This window comes from uncultured Porphyromonas sp., assembly GCF_902489635.1.
Classification (GTDB): domain Bacteria; phylum Bacteroidota; class Bacteroidia; order Bacteroidales; family Porphyromonadaceae; genus Porphyromonas.
In genome coordinates this window covers 45,221-70,659 of the sequence record NZ_CABUAN010000001.1, presented here as the reverse complement: position 1 = coordinate 70,659, position 25,439 = coordinate 45,221, and the positions used below count along the sequence as shown (strand labels likewise).

Sequence of the window (25,439 nt, the reverse complement as noted above, 5' to 3'; positions counted from 1 at the left end):
GAAAGGATTGTATGATGAGTACTATACGCCTCTCACAGAGATCGCATAACTCCCTACAAATATACGGAAGAAAAAGAGAATCTCACGAGACAATAGGCGACTTCTCTGAACTATGTCAGAAGGAGACGGAGATGCCTAGGCGGACGGAGTGGCGCTGGAGCGGGGGGATCCCTTTGCCTGTGATGCGGTAGAAGTATTGGACGGAGAGCACCTTGAAGATGTTGCTCAGCCCAGCCGAGAGCTCTAGGTGTAGGTCGTTGCGCATAGGCTCGGCGTAGGTGGGTAGGAGGATTTGCCCTGGGCGTGGGGTGATGTGTCGTGGCGATGTGTCGCCCCAGTAGCCGTGGATGCCGACGAGCTCTCGCAGCCCTAGTCGCTTGATGAGTGGGATGCGGTTGAAGAGTAGACCCTCCATACGATAGAGTAGCTTGAAGTCGAGGTATTTGTCAGCTATGAACTCAAGGGGTTGTATGGTTTGGAAGGCATCGGGGACGAGTAGCCAGGCGCGATTGCCGTAGGGCGTGAAGAGCTGAGACTGTGGCGTATTGCCTAGCGCAATGCCACTCTGGAGGGTTATGTCTAGTGCGCCAAATATACTGAGGTATAGTCTCTGGCTGTAGGCGAGATGGAGTGCACCGTGGGTCTGGTCGTTGCCCCATAGGCCTCGTGGGTAGATTGACCCAGAGAGTGTAAAGGTGGGCTTGTAGATGTCTGCCGAGACGATGCTACCAGGCTTGCGCCCTGAGTAGGGGGTGCGTCCAGGTGTCCAGCTGAGTGAGGCACCGATCTCGGTCTGTCGTAGCTCGTGGACTTCGTACTGATTGCCCTCAGCATCGAGCGTGTAGTAGTGGAGCGTGCCCGTGGGGCGCTGGCGCTGGTAGTCGACCCAGATGTTGGAGTATAAGCTAGGCGACCAGTCTATCTCGTGTGAAGCCTCTATATCTAGTCCGTAGTAGCGCCGCGTGATTCCGTAAGTGCCAAAGATGGAGGCGATGCCATCTTTGTACAGTCCGTAGCTCTCCTCCCCAGGGAAGAAGAGGTCGTTGCGTATGGAGAGCGCAAAGTTGTTTCGGGGGTAGGTGTGGGGGTGTAGCTCTTTGGGCTTAGTAGCGTAGGTGAGGCGGGCGTAGTACTTCCACTTTTTGTCCTTAAAGCCGTAGGTGACATATCCCTCGGCAAAGAGCTGATTGTGCAGTCTGGCCGTGGTCATACCTCCGAGGCGAAGCCGTACGCCCTCGATCAGGTTGGCACTGATGAGAGTCTCTAGGGGACCTAGATCTACGTAGACGCGCTCACGATGTAGTGGCTCGGCAGGTATCGGGATAAAGCCTACGGAAGCCATCCTGGCGCATAGCGAAAAGAGCTTGTATCCTGGGTCGTGGAGGATGTAGTCGACGAGCTGTGTAGCGCGTTGCTCGGTAGAGTCGATCGGCTCGGGACGAACGACCAGCCCGTAGTCGTCTATGACGCGTGTCATGAGCTGCTGGAGCGTGTCGGCGGGGAGGAGGAGACGAGGATCGAGCGTCTCAGGTCGTAGTGCTGTAGCACCTGTCTCGTAGTGGCTGTAGAGGGAGGTGACGCGAGCTAAGGCGGAGATCTCTAGTCGCTTGGAGACGCGAAAGAGTGCATCGAGGCACTGCCGCTCGGGGAGCCATAGGGTGTCGCGCCGTCCGTCTGGTCGTGTGATGCTCTGCGGGGCGTAGTCGATGCTGATCTCTAGGCGGTCTACCCAGTTGACATTGGCGATGGTGGGTAAGCGCATCTCTACACCATGGATGCTGTAGTCCACGGTGTCTACCAGTAGTGTGCCCGAGAAGCCTGCGTCACGCATCTCTATCGGTACGAACTGTATCTGATAGCAGGGATTGCCCGAAGCGTCTGGGATGGTGTCTAGGAGATAGTACTTGTAGAAGGTGATGCCGAGCTGCGCATGTAGAGGACCGATGATCTCTTTGGAGAGTAGTGGCAGATCGTTGTCGTAGATGTCTACGGGAGCGAGGAGGGCGTCTATATTACTCGATAGCAGTCCCTCGTCGACGATCTGCTCGATCCCTTTGTGTCGTGTGCCGAGGAGTAGCGGGTTCTCTGGGTGTCCGCCCTGCTGTGCATAGACGAGATGTCGCTCACGTAGGGAGAAGGGGAGGATGGGCGTCCTAGCGAGGGCGGAGCTATCGACGAAGTTCTTCATGCGCCACTTGGGGATGCCCCAGTAGCCCTTGCCTCGTGTTATGTCTCCCTGAGCGAGGAGGGTCTTCTGGTAGAGCTGGTAGGAGTAGTCGGGTAGGGCGGATAGATGGTTGCGCTCTTTGTGCTGCATCACCTGGCGCATAATGGCCACGGCGGGATTGCCCTTGCGTCGGTAGCGCTCTTTCTTGGGCTTGACGACGACTGTCTCTATGTCTGTTGCTTTTCGTGAGAGCGGGATGCGTCCTAATTCGTAGTCTTGGTATTTGTCCAAACGCAATGTTCGCCCCTCATAGCCTATACAGCTGATCTGTAGCACGATGGTGTCTTGTGCTATCTCTTCGTATCGTAGCTTGATGGTGAAGGCTCCCTTGTCGTCGCTGGCTGTTCCGGTGATGCTCTGGCGTGTCTGGGTAGAGATGGTGGCGTAGGGAACTGCCTCTCCTGTCTGCCGGTCGTATAGGATGCCCGAGATGGTGGTACTGCTAGAGACTTGTCCAGTGAGAATGGAGGGGAGGAGGCACAGGAAGCCCCAGAGCAGGATGAGGTAGCTACGCTTCGTTTGCATAAGCGGTTACTTAGTCAGCTTGCGACGCAGGCGAGCCGTGGGGAGTCCGAGCTGCTGTCGATACTTAGCCGTGGTGCGACGCGCTATATCGTAGCCTTGCTGTGAGAGTGCCTCCGTCAGTTGGTCATCCGTGAGCGGCTGGCGTGGATCTTCCCCTTCGATGATTTGCTTGAGGCAGTCTTTGATCACTTTGGTGGAGACGTCACTACCGTCCTTGGCTTGCATGCTTTCGCTAAAGAAGAACTTGACGGGGTAGATGCCCCACTGGCACTGCACGTACTTGCTATTGCTGACTCGTGAGATGGTGCTGATGTCTAGTCGGGCTAGCTCGGCAACGTCCTTGAGGATCATGGGGCGCAGGTCTACGATGTCGCCCGAGAGGAAGAAGTCTCGCTGTAGCGTCATGATGATGGTCATGGTGGTGCGGAGGGTATCGTAGCGCTGCTGCAGAGCGGAGATGAACCACTCAGCATCCTTGACTCGGTCGCGGGTGTACTGTATGGTCTCCTTGAGCTTAGCGCGCTCGCTCTCTGATGCATCACGGTAGTCGGCGATCATTTGCTTGTAGCTCGGCGATACGGTGAGGGCGGGTATCTCGCGCTGGTCGGTGAGGGTCAGGGTGAGCTCGCCCTCATGCTCGGTGATGATGAAGTCGGGCGTCACCTTCGAGAGAAGGGTCTCTGCTGAGGAGTCAAAGCCGTTGCCCGGCTTGGGCGAGAGCTGGTGAATGAGTTTCGAGACCTCTTCGAGTTGCTTCTGATCAAAGCCTCGCTTGGTGAGTCGCTCGAACCGTTTGTAAGCAAAGTCGTCGAAGTAGCGAGAGACGATCTTCTCCGCATTGACGACGGTCTCGCTCTGCTCCATGCGGTGCAGTTGTAGTAGTAAGCACTCTTGTAGCGTTCTAGCTCCTACGCCTGGAGGGTCTAAGCTCTGAATGATCTGAAGTAGCTCGGTGAGCTCCTGCTCGGAGGCGTCGACGCCCTCTTTGAGGAGCAGATCCTGAGCAATGAGCGGGAGCGAGCGGTCTAGGTAACCATCCTCACGGAGGTTGCCTACTATATAAGGTACGAGTAACTGTTGCCGCTCGGTGAGCTCTAGGGTGGAGAGTTGGTTGTCGAGGTAGTCCGTGAGGGAGAGTCCGTGCGCAGCAAAGGGGATCTCCTCGCGCTGCTGCTCTCTCTCGGCGATCATCCTGAGCCGATAAGCTGGGATTTCGTCGTCATTACCAAACTCGTTGCGCGCTTCGAGCCGATCTTGGTCGGACTGGCTTAGGGAAGAGTCTACTTGCTCGTTGGTTGCGTTGCTTTCATTGGAATCGTCACGAGCAGTATAGCCCTCTTCGAGGGCGGGGTTGCGCTCGATCTCAGCACTGATGCGCTGCTCCAGCTCGGTGACAGGCAGCTCCAGCAGTTGTATCTGCTGTATCTGCCGGGCGGTGAGGGTCTGTCGCTGCTCTAGCTGCTGTTGCTGGCGATTCTTTAGCATAGCTCCGCAATGGACGAGAGATGGTGCGAGTTAGAACCTTTGATCAGGATAAAGCTGTGCTGCGGTTTGTGTCTGGTGAAGTATTGCTTGAGAGCGGTCGCCGAGGGGAAGAAGATGAAATGCTCGCTCCCGTAGCGAGCCTGCAGAGCGAAGAAGTTGGGCCCGCAGAGGTAAGTGACCATCTTAGGATAGCGTAGGAGATAGCTCTGTATCTGTCTGATGACGGTGATATGCTCGCTCTCGGCTGCATCGCCTAGCTCGTTCATATCGCCGAGGATAAGCATGCGATTGAGCCCCTGCGAGTCCATCGTGAAGTAGCTGCTGAGTGCCACCTCCATGCTAGAGGGATTGGCGTTGTAGCAATCGAGGATGACGCGGTTGCCTTGCGCCGTCGGAGGGAGGACTTGTGACCGCTCATTGTGTGGCTGGTAATTGTTCACAGCCTCATTGATCGTCTTCGGGTCTAAGCCGAAGTGCAGCCCCACGGTGATGGCTGCCAGTATGTTGTTGAGGTTGTAGTCCCCGACTAACTTTGTCGCTAGCTGGTAGCTCTCGCCAGTCTCCTGGTCACGCCATTCTATCTTGAGTAGTCCAGACTCATCGGTGGGGAGCACGGAGCCTGTGACGCGTGGCGACGCAGTGCCATTGTAATAGATCGTGGGCAGCCCATTAAGGTTGCTGATGAGCGTCTTGTCCTCGCCATTGCAGAAGGCTTGTCCGTCATGCTCTCGCAGATAAGCGTACAGCTCGCTCTTAGCCTTGATGACCCCCTCGGGCGTGCCAAAGCCTGAGAGATGAGCTCGCCCCACATTCGTAATGATACCGTACTGTGGCTGTGCCAGCTTGCAGAGCGAAGCTATGTCTCCGATGTGCGAAGCACCGAGCTCGACGATGACAAACTGATGCTCGGGACGAACTTGCAGTAGGGTTAGCGGGACGCCTATCTCGTTGTTGTAGTTGCCTTGCGTGGCATGCACCCGATACTTTGCGGATAAGACTGCAGCGACCAGCTCCTTGGTGGTCGTCTTGCCATTGGTCCCCGTGATCGCTATAAAGGTCGCCTCAGACTTCGCCCTATGTAGAAGTGCCAGCTCGTGGAGTGCCTCAAAGCCACCATCTCTATAATAGATAAGTCGCTCGCGAAGGTCGGCGTCAGACTCCTCGACCTCATCTATATAGCTAAGGTCGTCGACGAGTGCATACTTGCAGCCTTGCTTGAGCGCATCCACCGCAAAGCGATTGCCATCGAAGTGCGCGCCTCGCAGCGATACGAAGAGTGAGTCGGGACGCAGATGTCTCGTATCGGTGCAGATACCATCACTCTGGAGGAGTAGGTCGTAGATATGATTGATGTCAGCTGATTGTCGCATAGTAAGAGGGTAGGAGATAGCTAATTAGTCAAAAGTCAAAGGCATGCCACTGGGTACGTAGTCGGATACATCTAGATTCCAGCTCAGCAGCTCCCGTACCATAGAGCTAGAGATGTGGAGCAGCCCTTGCGCCCCAAAGAGGAGTACGGTCATAGGCCCCTGCAGATGGTCATTGATCTGAGAGATACTCTGCTCGTACTCGAAGTCGCTCGTGGAGCGTACGCCACGTATGAGAAACTGCGCGCCGCACTGCTTCGCCGCCTCGATGGTCATGCCGCTATAACTCACAACACGGACACGCGGCTCCTGCGCATAGACGGTCTCTATCTGTAGAGCGCGCTGCTCGGAGGTGAAGAATGGCTTTTTCGTTGGGTGCGTGCCGATACCTATGACCACCTCGTCAAAAATCTTGAGAGCACGTGCCACAATGTCTGCATGCCCTAGTGTAAAGGGATCAAAGGAACCCGCAAAGAATCCGATACGCTTCATATCTGTCTGCTAAGCTAGCTGGGGAGACTTAGACGATCTCCTCGTCGATGACTAGGTTGTCGATGATAAAGTCTTGACGGTCGGGCGTATTCTTGCCCATGTAGAAGTGTAGCATTCGCTTGAGATTGTCCTCCTTGCGCAGCGACACCTGACGGAGCTTGATGTTTTCCTCCGTGATCAGCTCCTTAAACTCGTTGGCACTGATCTCGCCCAAACCCTTGAAGCGGGTGATCTGAGCCGAAGCTCCCATCCGCTCCACAGCCGCATTGAGCTCCTGATCACTGTAGCAGTAGGCAGAGGTCTCTTTCTCAGACTCAGGCTCGATGGTTATTTTCTTGCCGCTCTTCTTCTTACCCGCGGAGGCAACACGTGCTGTGATGCTCTTCTTGCGCTTGGCTGGAAGCGAGACGCGGTAGAGCGGTGTCTCCAATATATATACGTGTCCACGTCGTACCAGCTCGGGGAAGAACTGCAAGAAGAAGGTCAGCGTCAGGAGTCGTATGTGCATACCGTCATCATCGGCATCGGTAGCGATGATCACACGGTTGTAGCGCAAGCCGTCGATATCGTCTTCGATGTTGAGCGCAGCCTGGAGGAGGTTAAACTCTTCGTTCTCATAGACCACCTTCTTGCTCAGCCCGTAGCTGTTGAGCGGTTTGCCTCGCAAGCTAAAGACCGCCTGGTAGCGTGCATCTCGGCTCTGGGTAATCGATCCACTAGCCGAGTTACCCTCGGTGATGAAGATACTGGTCAGCTCGGGATTCTTAGCCTTCGGATCGTTGTAGTGCTCGGTGCAGTCACGTAGTTTCTTATTGTGCAGGCTAGCCTTCTTAGCACGCTCACGCGCCAACTTGGTCACGCCACTCATCGCTTTGCGCTCACGCTCGTTGGCTTGGATCGTCTGGAGCATCACCTCGGAGACGTCGGGGTGCATGTGGAGGTAGTTGTCGAGTTTCTCCTTGAGGAAGTCACCGACAAACTTCTGTACCGTCACGCCTCGTAGCGGTTCATGCTCAAACATCGGGTCTTGAGGCACCATCTCTTTGGAGCCGAGCTTGATCTTCGTCTGGCTCTCGAACTCTGGCTCGATGATGCGAATGCTGATTGCCGCCGCCATGCCAGAGCGAATATCGCCATACTCAAAGCCCTTGCCCGAAAACTCCTTGATGACACGAGCCACCTGCTCGCGAAAGGCGGTCAAGTGGGTACCTCCCTGTGTGGTGTACTGACCATTGACAAAGCTGTAAAACTCCTCTCCGTACTGATCAATGTGCGTGATAGCAACCTCTATGTCGGGACCCGTGAGGCGTATGATCGGGTAGAGCGGATCGCCCGTGATGGTGTCTGAGAGGAAGTCCTGTAGCCCGTGGCGGCTTATATATTTCTTATCGTTGAGGTAGAGCGTCAGTCCCGTGTTGAGGTAGCAGTAGTTGCGCACGAGTGCCTCCACATGGCGCAGGTCGTAGTGTGAATTGCGAAAGACCTCAGCGTCTGGTGTGAAGGTGACCAATGTGCCGTGAGCCTCTTTGTCCTCCCACGGCTCTGCTGGCGTATGAGCGATCATCTCAGCCCGCTCGTAGGTGACTGAAGAGGTCTCCCCCTCGCGCCAGCTCTGGACAGTAAAGGTTGAGGAGAGCGCATTGACCGCTTTGAGACCGACACCATTCAGACCGACGGACTTCTTGAAGGCTTGCGAGTCGATCTTGGCACCCGTATTCATCTTAGAGGTCGCATCAACGAGCTTGCCGAGCGGTATGCCACGGCCGTAGTCTCGTATCGTGACCTCGTTCGTCTCACTGTCTATCGTGATACGTATCTCACTCCCCACGCCCATGACAAACTCATCGATAGAGTTGTCTATCACCTCTTTGATGAGGATGTAGATACCATCATCAGCCTGTGTACCATCACCGAGCTTACCAATATACATACCCGGTCGCTTGCGGATATGCTCACTCCAGGAGAGCGTCCGAAAGTCCTCCTCGGTGTATCCCGCTACGGCACTTGGGGATAGCAGATCTGGGTTATTTAGAGGTTCTGGTGTTGGCATGAAGGTGAAGGTAAATAAAGGAAGAGATTAGAGCTCCTTGATGAAGACACGGCGCGTCTTGTGGTGCTTACGCTCGAAGTAGCTCCACTGTAACTGTACCGCCATATTCGTCTCTAGCTCAGGATTACTCTCAGCGGTCTCAACACCTAGCTTGTTATAGATCGGTATCAGGTCGGCGAAGATGAGGGCATTGATTCCCTTGTTTTGATACTCAGGCAGGACGCCTATGAGGTAAAGGTCTACCACCTTGGGCGGGGTCTTGAGGGCATTCAGTAATGGTATAAAGCCAAAGGGGTAGAGCCGTCCCTTGGCAGCGCGCATCGCCTTGCTCAGGTTGGGCATGGTGATAGCGAAAGCAATCATCTGTTCGTCACGCTCCCGGACGATCGCAGTAAAGAAGTCTAGACGCAGTAGAGGTAGGTAGGCATTGGCGTAGTACTCCATCTGTGCGGGCGACAACTCGCTAAAGCCGTAGAGCGGTGCGTACGCCTTATTGAGCGTGGTAAAGATTTCTTCAGCGTGAGACATGATCTCCTTGCGACTCTTGTACTTAACCACCTTGAGACCATACTTCTCCTTGACTAGATTGGCGATACGCAGATGCTTCTCAGGGATCTCCTTGGGGATCTTGATCAGGTACTCCTTCCAGTCGGTACTCTTGACATACCCTAGTCGCTCCAGCTGCTTGGGGTAGTACGCGTAGTTGTAGAGACCTACAGTCGTGCCCATCTGGTCAAAGCCCTCCACGAGCATCGCCTCCTGATCCATATCGGTGAAGGACATCGGTCCGTGCATGTAGTCCATGCCCTTGTTACGCCCCCACTGCTCGACAGTCTCAAAGAGCTTGTCGACCACCTCATCATCATTGATAAAGTCAACGAATCCAAAGCGAGCGTAGTTCTGATTCCAGGTTTCGTTTGCCTTATGGTTGATGATACCAGCGATGCGCCCTACGATCTTGCCATCTTTGTAGGCTAGGAAGTAAGCTGCCTCACACACATCGAAGGAGGGGTTCTTGTCTTTATCCAGTAGGTCTATCTCATCCTTGATGATGCCAGGGACGTGGTAAGGATTGTTTTTGTATAGCTCGAGGTTGAACTCAACAAACTTCTTCAGCTCCTTGCGTCCATCTATTTGTCTGATTTCTACTGCCATGATTTAAGCTTATGGTTTGCATTACAACCCTCCACACAATAAGGTAGGGGTGCTGTGGGGCAAATGTAGCGTCTGTACTACAAGTGCAAGCAATAGAGGAGCGTCTGACACCTTAGCAAGGGAAGCTCCTCTCCTCTGACTGCTCTGGCGACAAAGTTAGCAAAATAAGCGATACAAATGACTCTCAGGCTGAGCTCATCCCCCTCTTCGTGAAGCTAAATAGCCGATCTGCTACTCCTCGCATCGTTACAACTCATCGACCGCTATGGAGACGAATGCAGTTTCCTACCTATGAAACTCCAGTTTCACCTAGGTGGCACTGATAGTTACGTTGATTTGTCGATAAAGGTTGTCACTACAATGACAAAGACTCCGAGGAAAAGCAAAACATCCACGTGGATATCCTTTATTCTCCACGTGGACGCGAATCATTTCCTCCGAAGTTTCATTTCATTCCTCCGAAGTTTCATTTCATTCCTCCGAAGTTTTATTTCTCTCCTACGTGGAGAATTGTTTTTCTCTGCCCGGAGATTTCTGAATATCCACATGGAGACCGGTTTCTTGCTAGAGTGCCTCCGATACTGCCACCGATCTTAGGGTATTGGTATTGCGTATCTTCTGAAAGATTCCGACCTTTGCCCCCGAATAATCACATATACGACTAAACATGAAGAAACTGTTTACACTTTTCGCAGGGCTACTAGCCCTCCTCTGGAGCTGCGGCTCCCTACAGGCACAGACTACAACGAATGAACACGAAGACCACGCATCGTGGTTCGTGGGCGGTGTCGCTAGCTTTTGGGTTAATAGTGATGCCAAGACGACGTCGCTAGAGTTTAATCCTGAGCTAGGTCACTTCCTGAATGACACGTGGGCTGTGGGGCTTATCGCAGGCTATGGACTGAAGTCGCAAGAGACGGATGGTAAGAAGGTGCTACAGCACGAGTTTTCGCTCTCTCCCTTCGTGCGCTACTACTACCTGCATAAAGGCCCCTTCAACCTCTATCTAGACGGCAATGTAGGGTACAACTATGAGATCCATGGCGGCGGAGATGGTCACCACGGCTTTGAGGTGGGCTTGCGTCCAGGCGCTTGTCTAGACCTTGCTGAGGGCTTGTGTCTCTGTATGCGTCTGGGATTCTTGGGCTATCGTAAGAGCTTTCACGGGGAGGAGCCTGACGTGCCTTCGAATGGCTTCGGCTTTTCTTTCACGCCAGAGCACCTGATGCTCGGACTGGAGATGGAGTTTTAGCCCTCTAGCTCACCTATCATACGGTTGAGCTGATCAATATAATCGAGGAGTTCGTCACGCCCCATGCCAGTCGATGCACTGGTTACGAAGAGGGGCGGCAGCTCCTCCCAATCTTCTAGTAGACGAGATCGGTAAGCCTCTACAGCATCCCGCTGTACCTGCTTGCCGATCTTGTCGGCTTTGGTGAAGACGATACTGAAAGGGATGCCTTTTTCGCCCATCTCGTTGATAAACTCGAGGTCGATGCGCTGTGGCTCATGGCGTATGTCCACGAGGACGAAGAGATTGACCAAGGCCTCACGCTTCGAGACATACTCGGTGATTAGCTTGCGAAACTGCTCCCGCTGCTCGAGGCTCCGACGTGCATAGCCGTAGCCGGGCAGGTCGACGAGATGCCACGACTCATTGATGAGGAAGTGGTTGATGAGTTGCGTCTTACCCGGCTTTTGCGAGGTCATCGCTAGCCCTTTGTGCCCAGTGAGCATGTTGATGAGCGAGGACTTGCCCACGTTGGAGCGCCCGATGAAGGCGTACTCGGGTAGTGTGCTTTGGGGGCAGGACTTTACTGAAGGGCTGCTCTGTACGAAGGTGGCGGAGTGTATTAACATTGTGGTTTGGGTCTTGGAGGATGAATGGATAGGTGCTTTAGACTAATGTGCTGGGCACCTGAAACTGCTGGTGCATCTCGTCGAAGCGCGCTAAGGAGTCGGCGCCATACTTGGCGAGCGAGGCGCGAACCTTCTCCAGGGGCTTCTGATGCTCTATCTGGCTCTTGGAGTAAAACTTATCGGCATAGCAGATGACCCGCTCCTCGATGCTCTGGGGCATATAGAGGCGGTCGGTCGGGAGGTCCAGTCCTCGAGCGCGGATGGTCTCGCTGTCTAGTCCTGTGCCGGTGTGCCGCTCGGCAACCTGCGCATGACGCTCTAGACCTAGCTTGCGTAGTAGCTCGCCACCAAGGTAGCCGTGCCGTAGGTAGGGCTCGGTGCCGTAGCAACCGATCGTGGGGGCGTCGGTGAGGTAGATGCCGATGTCGTGGAGCATGGCTCCCTCGTAGACAAATCGCTCGTCGCACGCTAGCTCGGGGTGCTGACGTACAACTTCAAGCGCCAGCTCGGCAACCTGCTGGCTGTGGGTCAGCAGGATGCGGTAGCCGACCGTGTCGGTAGGGTAGTAACGCTCGATGATCTGTATGGGGTCAATCATTTGCTATTACGATGTAAGGGGTTGGCATAGCGGTCTGTGCGGAGTACTCGGTAGCGTAAGCGCACTGAGCCTGCGTGATACCACGCTGGTAGGTGCCTGGACGTACCACACTCTGCTCGTAGCTAATCTCGTAGGAGCCACGAAGTAGGCTATTAATATGGTATATCTGCGCATAGTGGCGTGCCTCGACGTAGTAGCCTAGACCGCCCTGCCACTCGTAGTGACTGAGCTGCTCTAGCGGTTCACAGCATGCGGGACGCATGTCTCGTATGGTGACGAAGTCTAGGTCACGACGGGTTGTTATGCGAAGCTTCGTGATGAGGATAGTCCCGACGGTGAGCTTCTCGCCAGACTGGATGGGACGCTCTTGCAGTTGACCGTTGATCTCTTCACGAACGTAAGTCTTGCTCTCGATCATCAGTTCACCTTGCCGCTCGGACACTTCGCTAAGTGGCTTCTCGCCAACGCTTAGGATGCCACCCCAGAGGATAGCTTGCGGGTCGCTGTGTGTGATGACGATGCTACCCGTGCGGTCTAGTTGGCTAGGCTTGTATTGTAGTCCGCAGTAGGAGTTGGTCTCGATGCGCTCGGTCGTACCATCGGCAAGAGGTATGGAGATGGTCACCTGGTCGTGCGTAGCCGTTTCCCCAGCGCCGTCCTCTAGGAGCGTGAGCAGGAGCTCTAGCTGCGTGAGGTTGGAGGCGCGCAGATTGGTGCGTAGGTACTCCATCGCCCAGCGACGCATCTGCTGTACTGTGTCGGGATAGAGACCTAGCAGCTCGAAGAGCTCAATGGTCTCTCGCTGTAGCGACATAGAGCGGTCTCGCCAGAAGTAACCACCAACGAGGGTGTTGGCAAAGAAAGCTCCCTGAGCCGCTTCGTAGGATAGATGGTCGTGCAGTATCTCGGCGAGCTGTCGTGCTTGCGCTACGTTGCCCAGCTTGCAGAGCGTGTAGGCTGCTTGCGGTAGGGCGTAGAGGGGGAGCTGCTGCGCCTCTTTGACGAGGAGTGGCGTGAGGTAGTCGATGAGAGCCTTCGTGGTCGGGTCCTTTTGCAGAGCCTTAGCGTCACGCCAGCGGTAGGAGAGGTAGAGCCACTCGGCACCCCATGCGGGGATGGTGGGTTTCCGCTTGCTCTTGGCTAGCTCTTTCTTCATCTCTTGCATCAGCTTGGTCGTGGAGCGGTCGTAAGCCTGCCAACCACAAGAGAGCATGGCGGTTATCTCTTCGTTTTCCTCTAGCTCACTGACCGCTGCGAGGTAGTCGAGGATGAGCGGCGTGAGGTAAGAGGAGCTAGGCATATCGGGGTACCACGACCAGTCTCCCGAACCAGTCTGTAGGTTGCTCAGCTGCGCTATGTCCTTAGTAGCGGTGCGCTTATTGGGTGCCTTGAAGAGTGCCCAGAGCTGTTCCTGCGCACCGTCTAGCCATCGCTCGGTAGCACGCCAAGGAGTCTCGTCTAGCGGTAGGAGTGTGGTCTCACGGTTGCTGGTCAACTTGTTGGCTCCCTCAGTCGCCTGAGCTTGTGCCTGAACCCACTGAGCTATCTCTGGCTGGCGTAGCAGTTGCTGCGTACGGGTCAAAGTGTAGATGCGTAGGACCGTATTGATCGCGTCTCGCTCCTCATTGTTAAAGAGGATCGGCAGTTGTTGTAAGGCGAAGTAGCGTGGATTGCTCCAGAGCTGTAAGTGTAGCGAAGCTGACGGATCGCTTGCCTGCCCGAGCAACGCGCTGAGCGGGTAGGAGTAGCTCGCCTGCTTGTCCCATGCGAAGGGGATACTCTCGACGGTGCGTACCGTCGCTGGCTGTACGGGGATGACGTACTCCTCGCCATCGCTAAGTGAGTCGCTGACGAAGTAGACCTGCACCCGCAGTGCCGAGAGATCAGACAGAGCGGGCAGGGCGATGGCGTAGGGCGCCACACCACTGGCGGGAATGGTGAGAGCGAGCTCCTGCATGCCGTCGGCAAGCGGTGTCGCCGTGCTGTCCGCCGCCAGAGCATCGTAGAGAACTAGTCGAAGGTTGCCACGGAGCGGCTCCTCGGTGAGGTTGCGAATCGCCCCCGTCAGGTAAGCTTGGTCTCCCTGCATGAGGAAGCGTGGCTGTAACGTTTCAACCATCAGCTGGCGGTAGCTCTTGATGTCAGTCGTTGCGGCGCAGTCCGTCAGTCGGCTGTCGTAGCCAAAGAGCGCAAGGCGATAGCTGGAGAGTGCTTCGGGCATCTTGCCCGTAAAGGTGACAACGCCCTCGTCGTCGGTGTAGAGGTCTGCTAGGAAGAAGGCGGTCTGAGAGAAGTCCTTCCGCAAAATAGGCGCGGCGAAGCCAGTGACCACCACCTCTTCTAGTCTGTTGCTGCTCTCTGTTTTTGCTCCGGCTTCGTCATAGGCAAGCTCTAGGTCATCGTCTACTAAGGATTCGTTCTTAGCAAGAGCCATCATCGGCGGAACGCTTACTCTAGCACCATAAACCGCACCAGAAAGCGCACCAGAAAGCGCATCATAACCCATTGGCGTGTCCTCCTCTAGGCCAAATCGGAAGCAAGGGTTAAGACTGACATTCTGAGGGTAAAGCGGTCTGTATTGAGTCAGGCGGCGGATGCTGTGCGAGCGCAGGCTCTCCAAGGCAGCGTCATACATCCACGCCATGACGGGGATGCGACGAGCAGGCGTGCCATCGCTGTACGTGAGGCGAGCTTGCCACGTGTGGGTCTCGCCAGCGAGAAGCTTGTCGGGCATCTCAATCCACGAGAGCTGCAGGGTCGGCTGGTCAGCCGTATAGCGATACTCTAAGCTCTGAGAGGTGTAGCGTCCGTCGCGCACGCAGTACAGCTCTATGCAGATCTGCCCCTTCGGGTCGACACTCTTGGGGAGCGTCGGCTGCCAGCGTCCTACCTGCTGAGCGGGGAGCGCGGGGAGCTGTCCGTAGATAGCGGGCTGGTCTACCGTATTGATGACGTAGTAGATTGACTGCTGGCTCTCATTGCTGGCATAGTATATCGTAGGTGCGCCACCTCGTGGGTATTCCTCCGAGGGCGAAGCCGCCCACAGCGTACTTTGTATTGATAGATGCTTGTCACGCTCTGCAAAGAGAACAATCTCTTGCTCCTTCGCTAGCGTCTCGCCCCTCTTATCGTGATAAATGTAAGTCAAGCGGTAGGAGCCCGAAGGTAGTCGAAGCCACTCAGCGGGCAGGTGTAGCTTCTCGTTGGCTGGCACCTCCACCGACCAAGAGCTTGTCGTGTCAGCGAGCGAGGTGAGTCGTAGCTCTAGCGTTGTGGCTATGGGAGCATCGTCCTCGTTGGTCACATGGATGGTAAAAGGTTGAGCGTCCTTTTGCTCTCCCTTGAAGAAGGTATCCGCCCCCTCATACTCCATATATACAGGTTTCGAGCCGATCCAAACAGATCGCTCCAGTCGCTGCGTCTCGCCACTGGGTGCCGTGATGGTTACCTCTATGCGGTAGGTGTGAACTGCCCAATGTTGCGTGTTCTGACGCATAGCCTCGGTGCGTAAGTCTGAGAGGGTAATCGGAAACTCAAAGCTCCCATCCTGCTCATTGACCTGGAGCGTGTCAGAGGTGAGTAACTGATCGGGAACACCCTCATCAAACAACCAGTTCCTATAGCTTCCCGTCACGCTGTAGGCTACAGATGCCTCTGCGAGCGGATAGCCACTGTAAGTCATTGCAGAGCCACGAACGGTAATCGTGTCTCCCAGCTTCATAGCCACCTCGGGCAGGGTCAAGGCACCCTTAAAGCTCGGACGCTTATACTCCGCTACGTGAATGGTTGTCGTATTGTCAGCGAAATCATCTAGATCGCTATCACAAGAGACCTCAATGGTGTAGCCGCCCGTCATCGCCTCTTTGGGAAGCTGGAGGGTCGCATGGAGACGTCCCCACTGATCAGTCTGGACTGTGATCGAGTCGATCATATCGTCCTGTGGCGTGTATAACTCGATAGTCAGGTCAAGCTTGGGCAGCACCATCGCTTGCTTCGGGTCGTAGCCCCTTCGGTAAGCGACAGCGTAAAGCTGAATCTCATCACCCAGCTCATAGATACTTCTATCTGTCTGTAGGAGCGCCGTGCTTACCGTCTTGGATAGCTGAAAAGTGCCACGCTCGCCACGGTAGCCATACCAATCGTTACATAAGGGTAAGAGCAACCGATGGTCTGCACTCTCCACCCGAAAAGCTTCAGCACGCTGTCGCTGAGCCTGCCTAGGTGTTGCAAAGATGCCGAGCTTGTCGGGTGTTCGCTCGCCAATCTTGTCTAGTGTAGGCTTATAGTTCGAGTGCCACCCTGAGCGCTTGTCCCCATAGCTCCACAGCTGTATGGGCGCCGTCTGTGCCTGCCCCGTTAGGGCATTCAGCAGTTGAGTTGTTCCGTTGCCTAGATCCAGCGTCCATAGGTCGCTTACGGTGCAGTCGTAAGCAAGGGTCTTCGTCTGCTTCACGTACTTTATCTGTTTTGCTTCAGCTGTGCGATGAAAGACTACTTGCAGGCGATAGTGTCCCGTGGGCAGGGTGGGAAGCTCTATCGAGTCGCTCTGGTGCACCATCGCCTCTAGACCTTGCTTCCCCTGATGTGTGTGACTCCAGACGAGCTTGGCTTGCTCGGGAATAGAGCTTCTTTTCGTCTTGATAGCGTCTTGTGGCGTAAGCGCAAAGAGCTTGAGCTCCAGTCGCTCCACATTGGCCAGCTCCACCTTTACCATTCCCCGATGGTCGGCCAAGATAAAGCTAGTCAGAGAGATGCTTTCCTGTGGCGTAAACAGTTGTCGGCGGATACCTTTACAGAACTCAGAGTACTTGCCCTGCTTGTCTAGCCACTCCAGGTAAGGCGTGATGAAGTGGTAGGCACGCAGAGGGTCAGAGCCGTTGGCATAGTAGTATTGGAAGAGTCGCTTGTATATCTCCATCGTCTCAAGGTGCATCTGCTGACTCTGCTGGAGTAAGCCTTCTAATTGCTCCGCTACGGTACTGAGAGTTGCGCCACGGGTTGTCTCCTCGAGGGTTACCGCTTGATAAAGGGCGTAGAGCCTAGCCCCCTCGTCCGCTTGCTGGAGTTGATCTTCCGTTATGAGCGAGCCAATCCGATCCGACCAAGTTTGTGTGCGTCCGACTTGCTGCTCTAGCTTCTGCAACTGGGAGAGGGGTAGAGCCTTCAGCAGGTGGCTTATAAACGTATAGTTACCCTCTTCGGGAAGGCGATTAGCGTAAAGCGCATCGGGTAGTTGCTTCGCTTCTTGCCGTGGTATCACCTTGTAGAGCTCAGCACTGGGAGCGAAAGCTATCTCCAGTAGCGGATCGATAGCTTTCATATAGTCCGCCTCACTCCAGTAGCGAGGCGTGACACTGTCTTGCTCTTGGGTCGTGAGGCTTAGTCCCTCTGACCTAAAGCTCCAATCAGAGCTCTTGTCGATATACTCCCATGCTATGTATAGAGCGAGGAAGCGCTGATCTCGCACCGACAACTTATTGCGTCCTTGCCACGTGGTGTGGAGTAGGGGAAACTGCTCCAGCAGACGGTTGTAGTCTAGTCTGCGAAGAGCCGTCTTGTGCGCCTCCAGAGCCTCGATGGTGTAGTTGAGATTGCCCTCACGGAGAGCCTGAGTGGCGAGTCGCTCGGCGCAGGAGAGTGTCTGTGTCGGTAGCCGCTTCTTCTGTAAATCCTGTAGCTCCTTGTAGAGAGCTTGGCTAGATTTGGTTGGTTGCTGTGCCATAGTCATAGTGACAGATAGTAAGGTGGCAAACAATATAGATAGTGTGGTGCGAAGTCTCATAATACAATCTAGTTTCTTTGATACCCCGAAGATACTCGAAAAGATACAAACAAGCAAAAGAGAGCATCCCTACACCTCGCAAATCTCACGAGTAATGGCTGGTAGGGGGACGCTCGGCTAGTGTCTAGTGGGAGGGCGTCCGTTGTGTCAAAGGTTACTGCATCGAGACTTTAACGGGGACGGACGCACGAGCCGTGCGTCCCCACAAAGGGTTACACGTCTCGTTTTCCCCCACAAAGGGTCGCTCGTAAGATTTGCGGCATTGATGTGTCGGCTCACCTTGGAGCCGTGCCACATCTCTACTAATAGCTAGGTATTGGGATCGGTGAGCGATCCCCAGTAGCGTCTAATTTGTTGGCGTCAGGCTGTCACACCATTGTGCTGGCTAGCGTTGCCGTTGTACCCGCTCGACTAAGCTGGCGATGAGCGCACCACTATCGGGGTGCGTGGAGAGACAGGGGACGTAGATAAGCTCTTCGCCACCGGCTGCGAGGAATAGCTCATGAGCCTCTAGCTCTAGATCGAGCTTTGTCTCCAAGCAATCTGCGACAAAGCTAGGACTAAAGAGTACGGCGCGATGAACGCCCTGTGCGGCGAGCTCTTGCAGTTCGCTGACGAGCGTCGGCTCTAGCCAGCGCCCATGTCCCATAGCGGAGTGGAAGGTGAGATGGACACGCTCCTCAGGTACGCCTAGCCTGCTGACCACCGCTTGTAGCGTAGCGACACACTGCGCATGGTAGTCCCAGCCGTGCGTCTGGTCGTACTTCTGATGCGCCTCGGGGATACTATGATAGGAGGCGATGTAGTGGTAGGTGCTGTCGCTCGTATCTACATGCCGTTGGAGCAGATCGGCCAATTGCTGGATATAGTGCGCGTCGGTACCCCACGGAGTCAGCACAGTCGTCTTGTACTCCCCGCCAGTAGGCTTGGGCAGATCCGAGAAGTAGGTGATAGCACTCCCCGCATTGCTCCTTGTGTACTGAGGGAAAAGCGGGAGCAGTAGCACCTCCACATCGTCTGTACCGACAAGCTGGGCGATACGCTCGCCCCACTCAGCGCGGCTTGTCTGTGCATAGCGTGGCGTATAGAGCGTCGGGAGCTGCGTCAGCTGAGCGACTTGCTCTGCGAGTCGTTGCATCTCTGCGGGCAGAGGCATGACCCCATCGGAGAGTGCCAAGAGACGATGATACCGCTCTGATGAGAAGTGCGTGCGACGTGGCACGATGATACCCCGTACCAGTAGTTGTCGCATCAGATAGGGCACGGAGATGATGTCCCCATCGGTGAGAAACTCCCGCAGGTATCTTCGCACATCCTCCTCGTTGGCCGTCCGTGGAGAGCCCGTATTGGTCAGTAGTATGATCTGCTGTGCCAAGGCTTTATTGCTTGCTAGTGCTGTACAAGTCGAAGACAACCACCTCGCTATTGGTAAAAAGCCTCATCGCCGGCCCCGCAGCACCATATCCACTAGAGACGTAGACAGGCGTGCCGTATCGCTCGGTCCAGCCGTGCGCTATCGGATAGTAAGCACGCACCAGTAGGGAGAAGGGGAAGATCTGTCCGTCGTGGGTGTGCCCATATAGTGCCAAGTCAATGCCGTTGCTTGCGAGGCTGTCTAACTGTCTCGGCTGATGCTCGAAGAGGATGCGCGGTAGTTGCTGGCTCTCTTGCGGTATCTGGTGGACCAATTCGGAAAGCGTAGCCCGCCCACGCTGCGTATAGTCATCCCGCCCAATGAGCGTCACCGCTCCGCCAGGCGTTGCAATAGAGTCCACGAGGAGGATGCCCCCGACGAGCTTGATCCAGGCCTTTTTCTTTGCCATATCGGAGCGATACTCGTGATTGCCCAGTGCGTAGTAGCAGCCCAGTGGCGGGGTGATCTGCTGCATAATCTCGGGGATGCTGTCTAGATATGCGAGGTCGGGGTAGTAGTCAAAGATATCCCCACCTACGAGCATCAAGTCAGGATCTGTCTTTTTGTAAAGCTCTAGGAGCCGCTCTGCAAAGGGTCGGCCGATCGTTTCGCTAAAGTGGAGGTCCGACACGAAGAGCACCCGCAGATGTTCCCGATCAGCACCTAGCGGCTTGGTCAGCTCCACTTTATGCTCCACTATGTGCGGTGTCGCAGCCTGCTGGTAGCCATACATCATGAGGATTGCCGAGATCGCTACCATTACGAAAAAGAGAACCCACTTAGCTCGCTGGTATCCCGTATCGCCGAGCCGTGCGCGAAGCGTTTGCCCCGTGATGCGCTTGTAGAGTAGTCGTCCGCCATTGATCAGGAGTGCTAGCGGTACTATATATAGGAGTACGAAAGCCCACGAGCAGACGAAGACGATGCTAAAGGTGAGCAACGCCGATGAGAGCTGATGGCGCAGCAAAACGACCACAAGGACGAAGAGCAGGTCGGCCAGTAGCACCCCACGCAGCGACCGTCGCCACCAGCCACGAGGCACCGCCTGCCCTCCACGCCACACGAGGTAGAGGATACCTATGAGTTGTATGAAGAGCGTATAGAGGAGTACGTGCATATTAGAATGTCTTACGCTAAGGGTGAAGTTTGCTCGCTAGTCCACTTCTTGAAGTAGTAGATAATCATCGAAGCCGAGACGACCGTCGCCAAGAGGTCGCCCAGAGGTATCGCATACCAGACGCCATCAATGCCGTAGAAGTGGGGGAGGATCAGCAGTGCTGGTAGGAGGAAGATGATCTGTCGTGTCAAGCTGATGAAGATAGCCTGACGGCTCAGCCCAAGACTCTGGAAGAGCTGCGAGGTGGTAATCTGAAAGCCTACGACGAAGAAGACGCAGAAGACTATACGTATGGCACGCTGACCTATCGCGATCAGCGCAGGCGACGCATTGAAGAGGCTAAAGAGTTGCTCCGGTAGCAGCATGGCGGCCGCAAAGCCTATTATAGAGATGACCGTATTGACCCCGACAGCGAGCTTGTAGCAGCTCAGCGAGCGCTCGATATGTCCCGCCCCGTAATTGTACCCCACGATAGGCTGCATGCCCTGCGCCACACCGATGATAGTGAGTGCGATGAGTGTCGTGTAGTTGTTGATGATGCCGTAGGTTGCTATGGATAGATCCGCCTCAGCCACCGTTTTAGCAAAGTGCGCAAAGTTATGGTTGAGCACAAAGCTCACGGCACTGCCCGCTACCTGCATCGCAAAGGGTGCTATACCGACACTGATGATCGATAGGAGGATAGGTCCCGAGGGCTTCATATTTTGTCGCTTGAAGCGCACCAAGCTCTTGCGCTGGAAGAAGTGATACTGCACGAAGACCATCGTGCAGAACATCGCAATCACCGTTGCCCAGGCAGCACCCTTGACACCCCATCCGAAGCGCATGATAAAGAGGTAGTCCAGCACCACGTTGATCACCGCCCCGATGAGCATCGTGATCATTGCTTTCGTCGGGTAGCCCGACGCACGCATCACATTGTTGTATCCGTAGGTCAGGTTGCTCAGTATGATAGCTGGCAAGTAGATGTGGAGGTAGTCCTTTGCCAGGGGAATGATATTGTCACTCGCCCCGATGAGTCGCAATAGATCATCTAGGAAGATCATCGAGGGTGTGACCGCTAGGATGTAGAAGCTAAAGGTCAGATAGACCGCATTGCTCAGGATGCGATCGGCGCGATCCGAGTCCCTCCTGCCTAGAGCGATCGATACGCCAACAGAGGCACCCGTCCCCACGAGCATGCTGAAGCCGATGAGGAGGATCAGCAAGGGGAAGCCAATATAGACCGCAGCGATGCCCAGCTCGCCACTGCCCTGGCCGATGAAGATCGTGTCCACGATGTTGTACAGCGCCTGCACGACCGTACCCACCACGGCTGGTATAGCATACCTCAGGAGTAGCTTAGGGATCGGCTGCGTGCGCAGGTCCTGCGTTCGCTTATTGTCTTCGGCTTGATCAGTAGCCTCTATCTCTCTCTCATTCATCGTTGCAAAGGTAGCAAATTAGGCCATACTAAATAAGCATTTAGGGGAGCTTGACGAGCTCCTTCTCATGAAACTGAAGTTTTCCAGCGTTGGAAAAGAAACTTTCCAGCGTTGGAAAACTTCTTTTCCTCCCTTGGAAATTAAAGTTTCTACCGTTGGAAATTTTATTTTCCAAGGCTGGAAAGTTTTTGGAAAACTGTCGGGAAGATCCGCTTTGCCGCTTCTCTGGCATTAAAGGTTTGACGAATCGAGTGAGAAATATCGCTCAAACTCATCGTCCTCTTTTTAAAGGTGAAATCTACCTCACAGGACGGGAGGTTTGCGAGAGACTGTTCCTTTCCCCTCGCACCCTGCAAGACTATCGGGATAAGGGCATTATCCCTTACACCCAAATCGCAGGGAAGATTCTCTATCGCCTCTCAGACATCAACAGAATACTGAGTGAGAACTATGTCAACAGAAACCTTCATCGGTAATGATGTAGGTCTTTGTTTTTATCCATTGTTTTGGTCAGAGTATCGCAAAAAAACTCTATCTTTGCCATTGAGTATCTGTGTATGCTCTTGCCTCTTGATAAAAGAGGCAGGATATTTTCTTATATGCTCGAGAGCAGAGAAACTTAAAGCAACAAAGGACAAAGGAAGCGAAGCACATAGTTTCACGTTTATTAAACAGGCAATGAAGCAAAAGTAACCAATTAAATAATTGGGCATCCTATTATAATATGAATCGATATATTCTCTTTTTCTTCTCGCTGTTGCTGAGCCTTTCGGTATCGGCTCAAAAGGTGATTCTAAGCGATGAACTCTTACCCCTATCGGGCGAAAACAATACGACAGTTTATTTCGAAAAGGACAGCCGAAAACCCTTGCAGGGAGAGTGGCGTATCAAGCGGGGGCTTGACGAAGAGACTATTTCCTTTTCTAACGGACTGATGGATGGCAAGTACCACCGCTATCGGGATGGTGTACTGAGAGAAACGGGAGCGTATGACCAGGGGAAAAGAAATGGGGTGTTCACGGAGTACTACCAAGACGGCAAAACTGTCAGCAAGATTACCCCTATGAAGAAGGGCAAAATCGATGGCTGTGTAAAAACCTATTTCAAAGACGGTCGTTTGGATTTGGAGAAAGAATACCAGGAAAGTGTGGAAAACGGCTTTGAGAAGCGGTATGACAGCCAAAACGGTGCTCAAATACTTGAGACCCATTGGGTGAATGGGAAGAAAGACGGGGTCGAGTGGAAACTCACGAAACAGGGAGATGGCGTTGAAAGCAAAGTCACACGAACTTATCGCATGGGCGTGCTACATGGGGCGTACAAAGAAGAAGTTTTGCGCAACGGAAATCCGATTTTGGTTGTAGAGGGACAGTATGCCGATGGAGAACGTTCGGGGGTATGGAAAGAGTACGACGCCACTATGAAGACGACAAGAGTACTAAGAAATAATCATTGAGACAAGCGAATTGGTATGACTGCATCAATAATTGCCGGGAGTGTCCTTATCGCAATAGCTGTGCTTATACTGATTTGGGGTATAATCACCTCTAATAATCTCATTGCCAAGAAAAACAGGGTGGAACAATGCCGGAGTGGCATTTGTGTGGCACTCAAGCAGAGAAATGACCTTATACCCAATTTGGTGGCATCTCTTAAAGCGTATATGGGACACGAAAATGAAATCCTTACCCGCATAGCCGAACTAAGGTCTCGAGCAGACGGAGCCCCCGAAGCAGAACAAATCAAGGACGGGACAGAAATCTCCGCTCTTCTCAAACAAGTTAAGGCCGTTGTTGAGAGTAATCCGGATCTCAAAGCCAATGAGCAGTTTGTCTATCTCCAATATCAGATAACGGATATGGAGAACGAATTGCAGGCTATACGCCGAACTTATAACGCAACCGTAACGGATTACAACAATGCCGTAGAAATGTTCCCGTCTTCATACATCGCTTCAAGAAAACATCTTGGGAAAGAAGCATTGATACAAATTCCTGAAAGTGAGTTGGGAGACATTCATATCAAGGAGATTTTCGGATAATTGATGAAAGAAGACCACTTGATTGACTTCAAGATTGTCGCTCAACAAATGAGAGGGCAACTAACCCACATAGCTATGTGGCGTAAGATTGTTAGGCTTCTCATTTATTCCGTTTACCCTTTGGCTCTGCTTTGGCTTGCATTCACTATATTCGGAAGGTATATCGTCGATGCGGACAATTATGAAACCTCACAAATAACGGCAACGTATGTCGTCATATTCTTTGTCGCCTTTGTGGTCCTCAATACGCTGTTCTCTTTATGCCTAAATGTACTAAAGCAGAAAGAGGAAAAAGTAATGGGGCAAATTATCAACCAGCTATTTCCGGATGCAAATTATTCTCCGACAAAAGAAGTAAAGGTGTCCGATATTCGGGCAAGCAGACTATTCGGAACCCCAAATAGGTCGGAGGGTACTCTGCAAGTGGCAAGTTACGGTGCATTGAGTTTCCCAACTCAGCATCAAGCATTGACAATAGCCGATATAGGAGTAACGGCAACAAATGAACAGAATACTAAACCATGGAGATCCTTTAGGCTCCTCTGTCGGGCGATTTTCAGTCCGATGTGGGGCGCACAAGTAGAGAGCACGATGTTCAGCTTTAGGGGAATGTTTGGTTACTGCCGTCTTCCAAGAACTTGCAGGGGATTTGTTATGCTGCTCCCCGACCATTTGGAGGATAAGTTGGGCTACTTCGCTCTGACGATACAAAAACTGAGGGAGAGACATAAAGCAAAGTTTGTTTATTTGGAAGACCCTGAGTTTGAACGTCTCTTTACCGTATATGCCGATGACGAGGTAGAAGCCCGTATGATTTTGACCCCGGCAATGATGAAGAAACTTACCGCTCTTCGTTGTTCCTTTACTCATGACTTGATGCTCTCCTTTAGCGGAGATACATTTTATTATGCCTCCAATATGCCAAAAGGATTTCTTCGCCTTAGCGGGAAAACATCTTTAAACGAAGACCTATTGCTTGAAATCTACCAAGAGATCGGGTTCTGTCTTTCTGTAGAAGAAATGATGGGGAAGCATGTGGATAAGTAGGAAATATGATATAATAGACTTATGTTTAACTTCAAAATAATACTTGTATGATCTGGAAAATCATCGTGGCAATAGTCGCTGTCTTGATTATTGCTTTTATCGTGTTTGAAATCGTGTCTCGGATCTTTGCTAAGAAAAACCTGAAAGCCTTTTTGGCTTCTCATCCTCAAACACCGCTCACCGAGGAAAAGAAAAGGTTACTGGTATTTGGAGCCATCTTGTCTTGTTATCGCAGTGAGGACATCCTTAGTATTATCACCGATGATAATATGAATGTATACAAGACCGGGCTTCAAAAACAATGGGGCATTAATGGTCGGGAAGATGCTCTAGAGACGCTAAACGCTCTGCTTAATTTAGAGCAGAGTACGGAATTGGACGAAGTCCTTGCTCAAAGAGGTTCTTCCGAGGAACTTATTGAGCTGCAGACTTTGATAGCAGACGGGCTAAAAACGGATTTGGCTCAAGTCCGGACCACAACCTCCACGTATGCTTGGGACGTATGCCGACTGGTGAGCTTGGCAAAATGGTGTTATTGGTTGCAATACATCAGTGAAGCGGAAATGTGGAAGTACCTCAATGAAGGAGCGGTGAAAGCATCGTCATTAGGCAAAGACTGGAACGACTATACGGTCTCGTTCTTAATGGGCCGAGCCATTCAAGGATTTGGTACAGAGGATATCATAGACGATTGTAAGGCTCTATATCATAGAGAGTCTGACACGGATGTGTATTCCAAATACAGCTTTAAATAACTTTTCAAAGCTGACCGAGACCTCTGTGCAAAGGTCTCCCAATGATGGTATAGTCAATGGTCCTTTACAAAAAGGATCATTGACTATATTATTATCTATG

Annotated in this window: 18 protein-coding genes; 6 read left to right on the top strand and 12 right to left on the bottom strand. The window is 53.3% G+C overall.

The window, feature by feature from the left end; translation table 11 throughout:
* Positions 1-115: 115 nt before the first annotated feature.
* From RDM37_RS00270 to RDM37_RS00245, 6 genes are read right to left on the bottom strand one after another with little or no spacing between them, the layout of a single operon-like run.
* Positions 116-2,752, bottom strand: a complete 2,637-nt coding sequence (locus RDM37_RS00270) for a DUF5686 family protein (RefSeq protein ID WP_308554137.1) — start codon at positions 2,750-2,752, stop codon at positions 116-118.
* Between the two features lie 6 nt (positions 2,753-2,758).
* On the bottom strand, positions 2,759-4,237 hold the full coding sequence (gene rpoN / locus RDM37_RS00265) for an RNA polymerase factor sigma-54 (protein WP_308554135.1): 1,479 nt from the start codon (positions 4,235-4,237) through the stop codon (positions 2,759-2,761).
* The gene (gene murF, locus RDM37_RS00260; RefSeq protein WP_308554133.1) at positions 4,231-5,607 is read right to left on the bottom strand and encodes a UDP-N-acetylmuramoyl-tripeptide--D-alanyl-D-alanine ligase; all 1,377 of its coding nucleotides are present in this window, start codon (positions 5,605-5,607) and stop codon (positions 4,231-4,233) included. Before murF ends, rpoN begins: the two co-directional genes overlap by 7 nt.
* A gap of 24 nt (positions 5,608-5,631) precedes the next feature.
* On the bottom strand, positions 5,632-6,096 hold the full coding sequence (gene coaD / locus RDM37_RS00255; RefSeq protein ID WP_004330359.1) for a pantetheine-phosphate adenylyltransferase: 465 nt from the start codon (positions 6,094-6,096) through the stop codon (positions 5,632-5,634).
* A 28-nt stretch (positions 6,097-6,124) separates the two neighbouring features.
* Positions 6,125-8,146, bottom strand: coding sequence for a toprim domain-containing protein (locus tag RDM37_RS00250; protein WP_308554131.1), 2,022 nt, complete (start codon positions 8,144-8,146; stop codon positions 6,125-6,127).
* Positions 8,147-8,173: 27 nt separating this feature from the next.
* Positions 8,174-9,301, bottom strand: a complete 1,128-nt coding sequence (locus tag RDM37_RS00245) for a hypothetical protein (protein WP_308554129.1) — start codon at positions 9,299-9,301, stop codon at positions 8,174-8,176.
* Positions 9,302-9,968: 667 nt separating this feature from the next.
* Here RDM37_RS00245 and RDM37_RS00240 point away from each other — a divergent pair.
* The gene (locus RDM37_RS00240; RefSeq protein ID WP_308554127.1) at positions 9,969-10,553 is read left to right on the top strand and encodes a hypothetical protein; all 585 of its coding nucleotides are present in this window, start codon (positions 9,969-9,971) and stop codon (positions 10,551-10,553) included.
* On the opposite strand, the gene yihA is transcribed toward RDM37_RS00240, so the two are convergent.
* The 6 genes from yihA to RDM37_RS00210 all read right to left on the bottom strand — a co-directional run bounded on the left by yihA (position 10,550) and on the right by RDM37_RS00210 (position 21,496).
* Complete coding sequence (gene yihA, locus RDM37_RS00235; RefSeq protein ID WP_297116924.1) at positions 10,550-11,161, bottom strand: ribosome biogenesis GTP-binding protein YihA/YsxC; 612 nt, start codon at positions 11,159-11,161, stop codon at positions 10,550-10,552. The two genes, RDM37_RS00240 and yihA, sit on opposite strands and share 4 nt — an antisense overlap.
* 37 nt (positions 11,162-11,198) lie before the next feature.
* Positions 11,199-11,759, bottom strand: coding sequence for an HD domain-containing protein (locus RDM37_RS00230; protein WP_308554125.1), 561 nt, complete (start codon positions 11,757-11,759; stop codon positions 11,199-11,201).
* Positions 11,752-17,481, bottom strand: coding sequence for an MG2 domain-containing protein (locus tag RDM37_RS00225; protein ID WP_308554123.1), 5,730 nt, complete (start codon positions 17,479-17,481; stop codon positions 11,752-11,754). Before RDM37_RS00225 ends, RDM37_RS00230 begins: the two co-directional genes overlap by 8 nt.
* 445 nt (positions 17,482-17,926) lie before the next feature.
* A complete protein-coding gene (gene hemH, locus RDM37_RS00220) occupies positions 17,927-18,916 on the bottom strand; it encodes a ferrochelatase (RefSeq protein ID WP_308554121.1) in 990 nt (329 codons plus the stop codon).
* A gap of 4 nt (positions 18,917-18,920) precedes the next feature.
* Positions 18,921-20,072: a metallophosphoesterase gene (locus RDM37_RS00215; RefSeq protein ID WP_308554119.1), complete on the bottom strand. Its 1,152-nt coding sequence runs from the start codon at positions 20,070-20,072 to the stop codon at positions 18,921-18,923.
* 11 nt (positions 20,073-20,083) lie between these two features.
* Positions 20,084-21,496 (bottom strand): MATE family efflux transporter, encoded by a 1,413-nt coding sequence (locus RDM37_RS00210; RefSeq protein WP_308554117.1) that lies wholly within the window; start codon positions 21,494-21,496, stop codon positions 20,084-20,086.
* A 188-nt stretch (positions 21,497-21,684) separates the two neighbouring features.
* Here RDM37_RS00210 and RDM37_RS00205 point away from each other — a divergent pair, with 188 nt between their 5' ends.
* From RDM37_RS00205 to RDM37_RS00185, 5 genes are all read left to right on the top strand, one after another.
* A complete protein-coding gene (locus RDM37_RS00205) occupies positions 21,685-21,972 on the top strand; it encodes a helix-turn-helix domain-containing protein (RefSeq protein WP_308554236.1) in 288 nt (95 codons plus the stop codon).
* A 248-nt stretch (positions 21,973-22,220) separates the two neighbouring features.
* Positions 22,221-22,952: a hypothetical protein gene (locus tag RDM37_RS00200; RefSeq protein ID WP_308554115.1), complete on the top strand. Its 732-nt coding sequence runs from the start codon at positions 22,221-22,223 to the stop codon at positions 22,950-22,952.
* 15 nt (positions 22,953-22,967) lie between these two features.
* A complete protein-coding gene (locus RDM37_RS00195; RefSeq protein WP_007173498.1) occupies positions 22,968-23,537 on the top strand; it encodes a LemA family protein in 570 nt (189 codons plus the stop codon).
* 3 nt (positions 23,538-23,540) lie between these two features.
* On the top strand, positions 23,541-24,584 hold the full coding sequence (locus tag RDM37_RS00190; protein WP_308554113.1) for a DUF3137 domain-containing protein: 1,044 nt from the start codon (positions 23,541-23,543) through the stop codon (positions 24,582-24,584).
* A 47-nt stretch (positions 24,585-24,631) separates the two neighbouring features.
* Positions 24,632-25,339, top strand: coding sequence for a DUF1266 domain-containing protein (locus RDM37_RS00185; protein WP_308554111.1), 708 nt, complete (start codon positions 24,632-24,634; stop codon positions 25,337-25,339).
* The last annotated feature ends 100 nt before the right edge of the window (positions 25,340-25,439 follow it).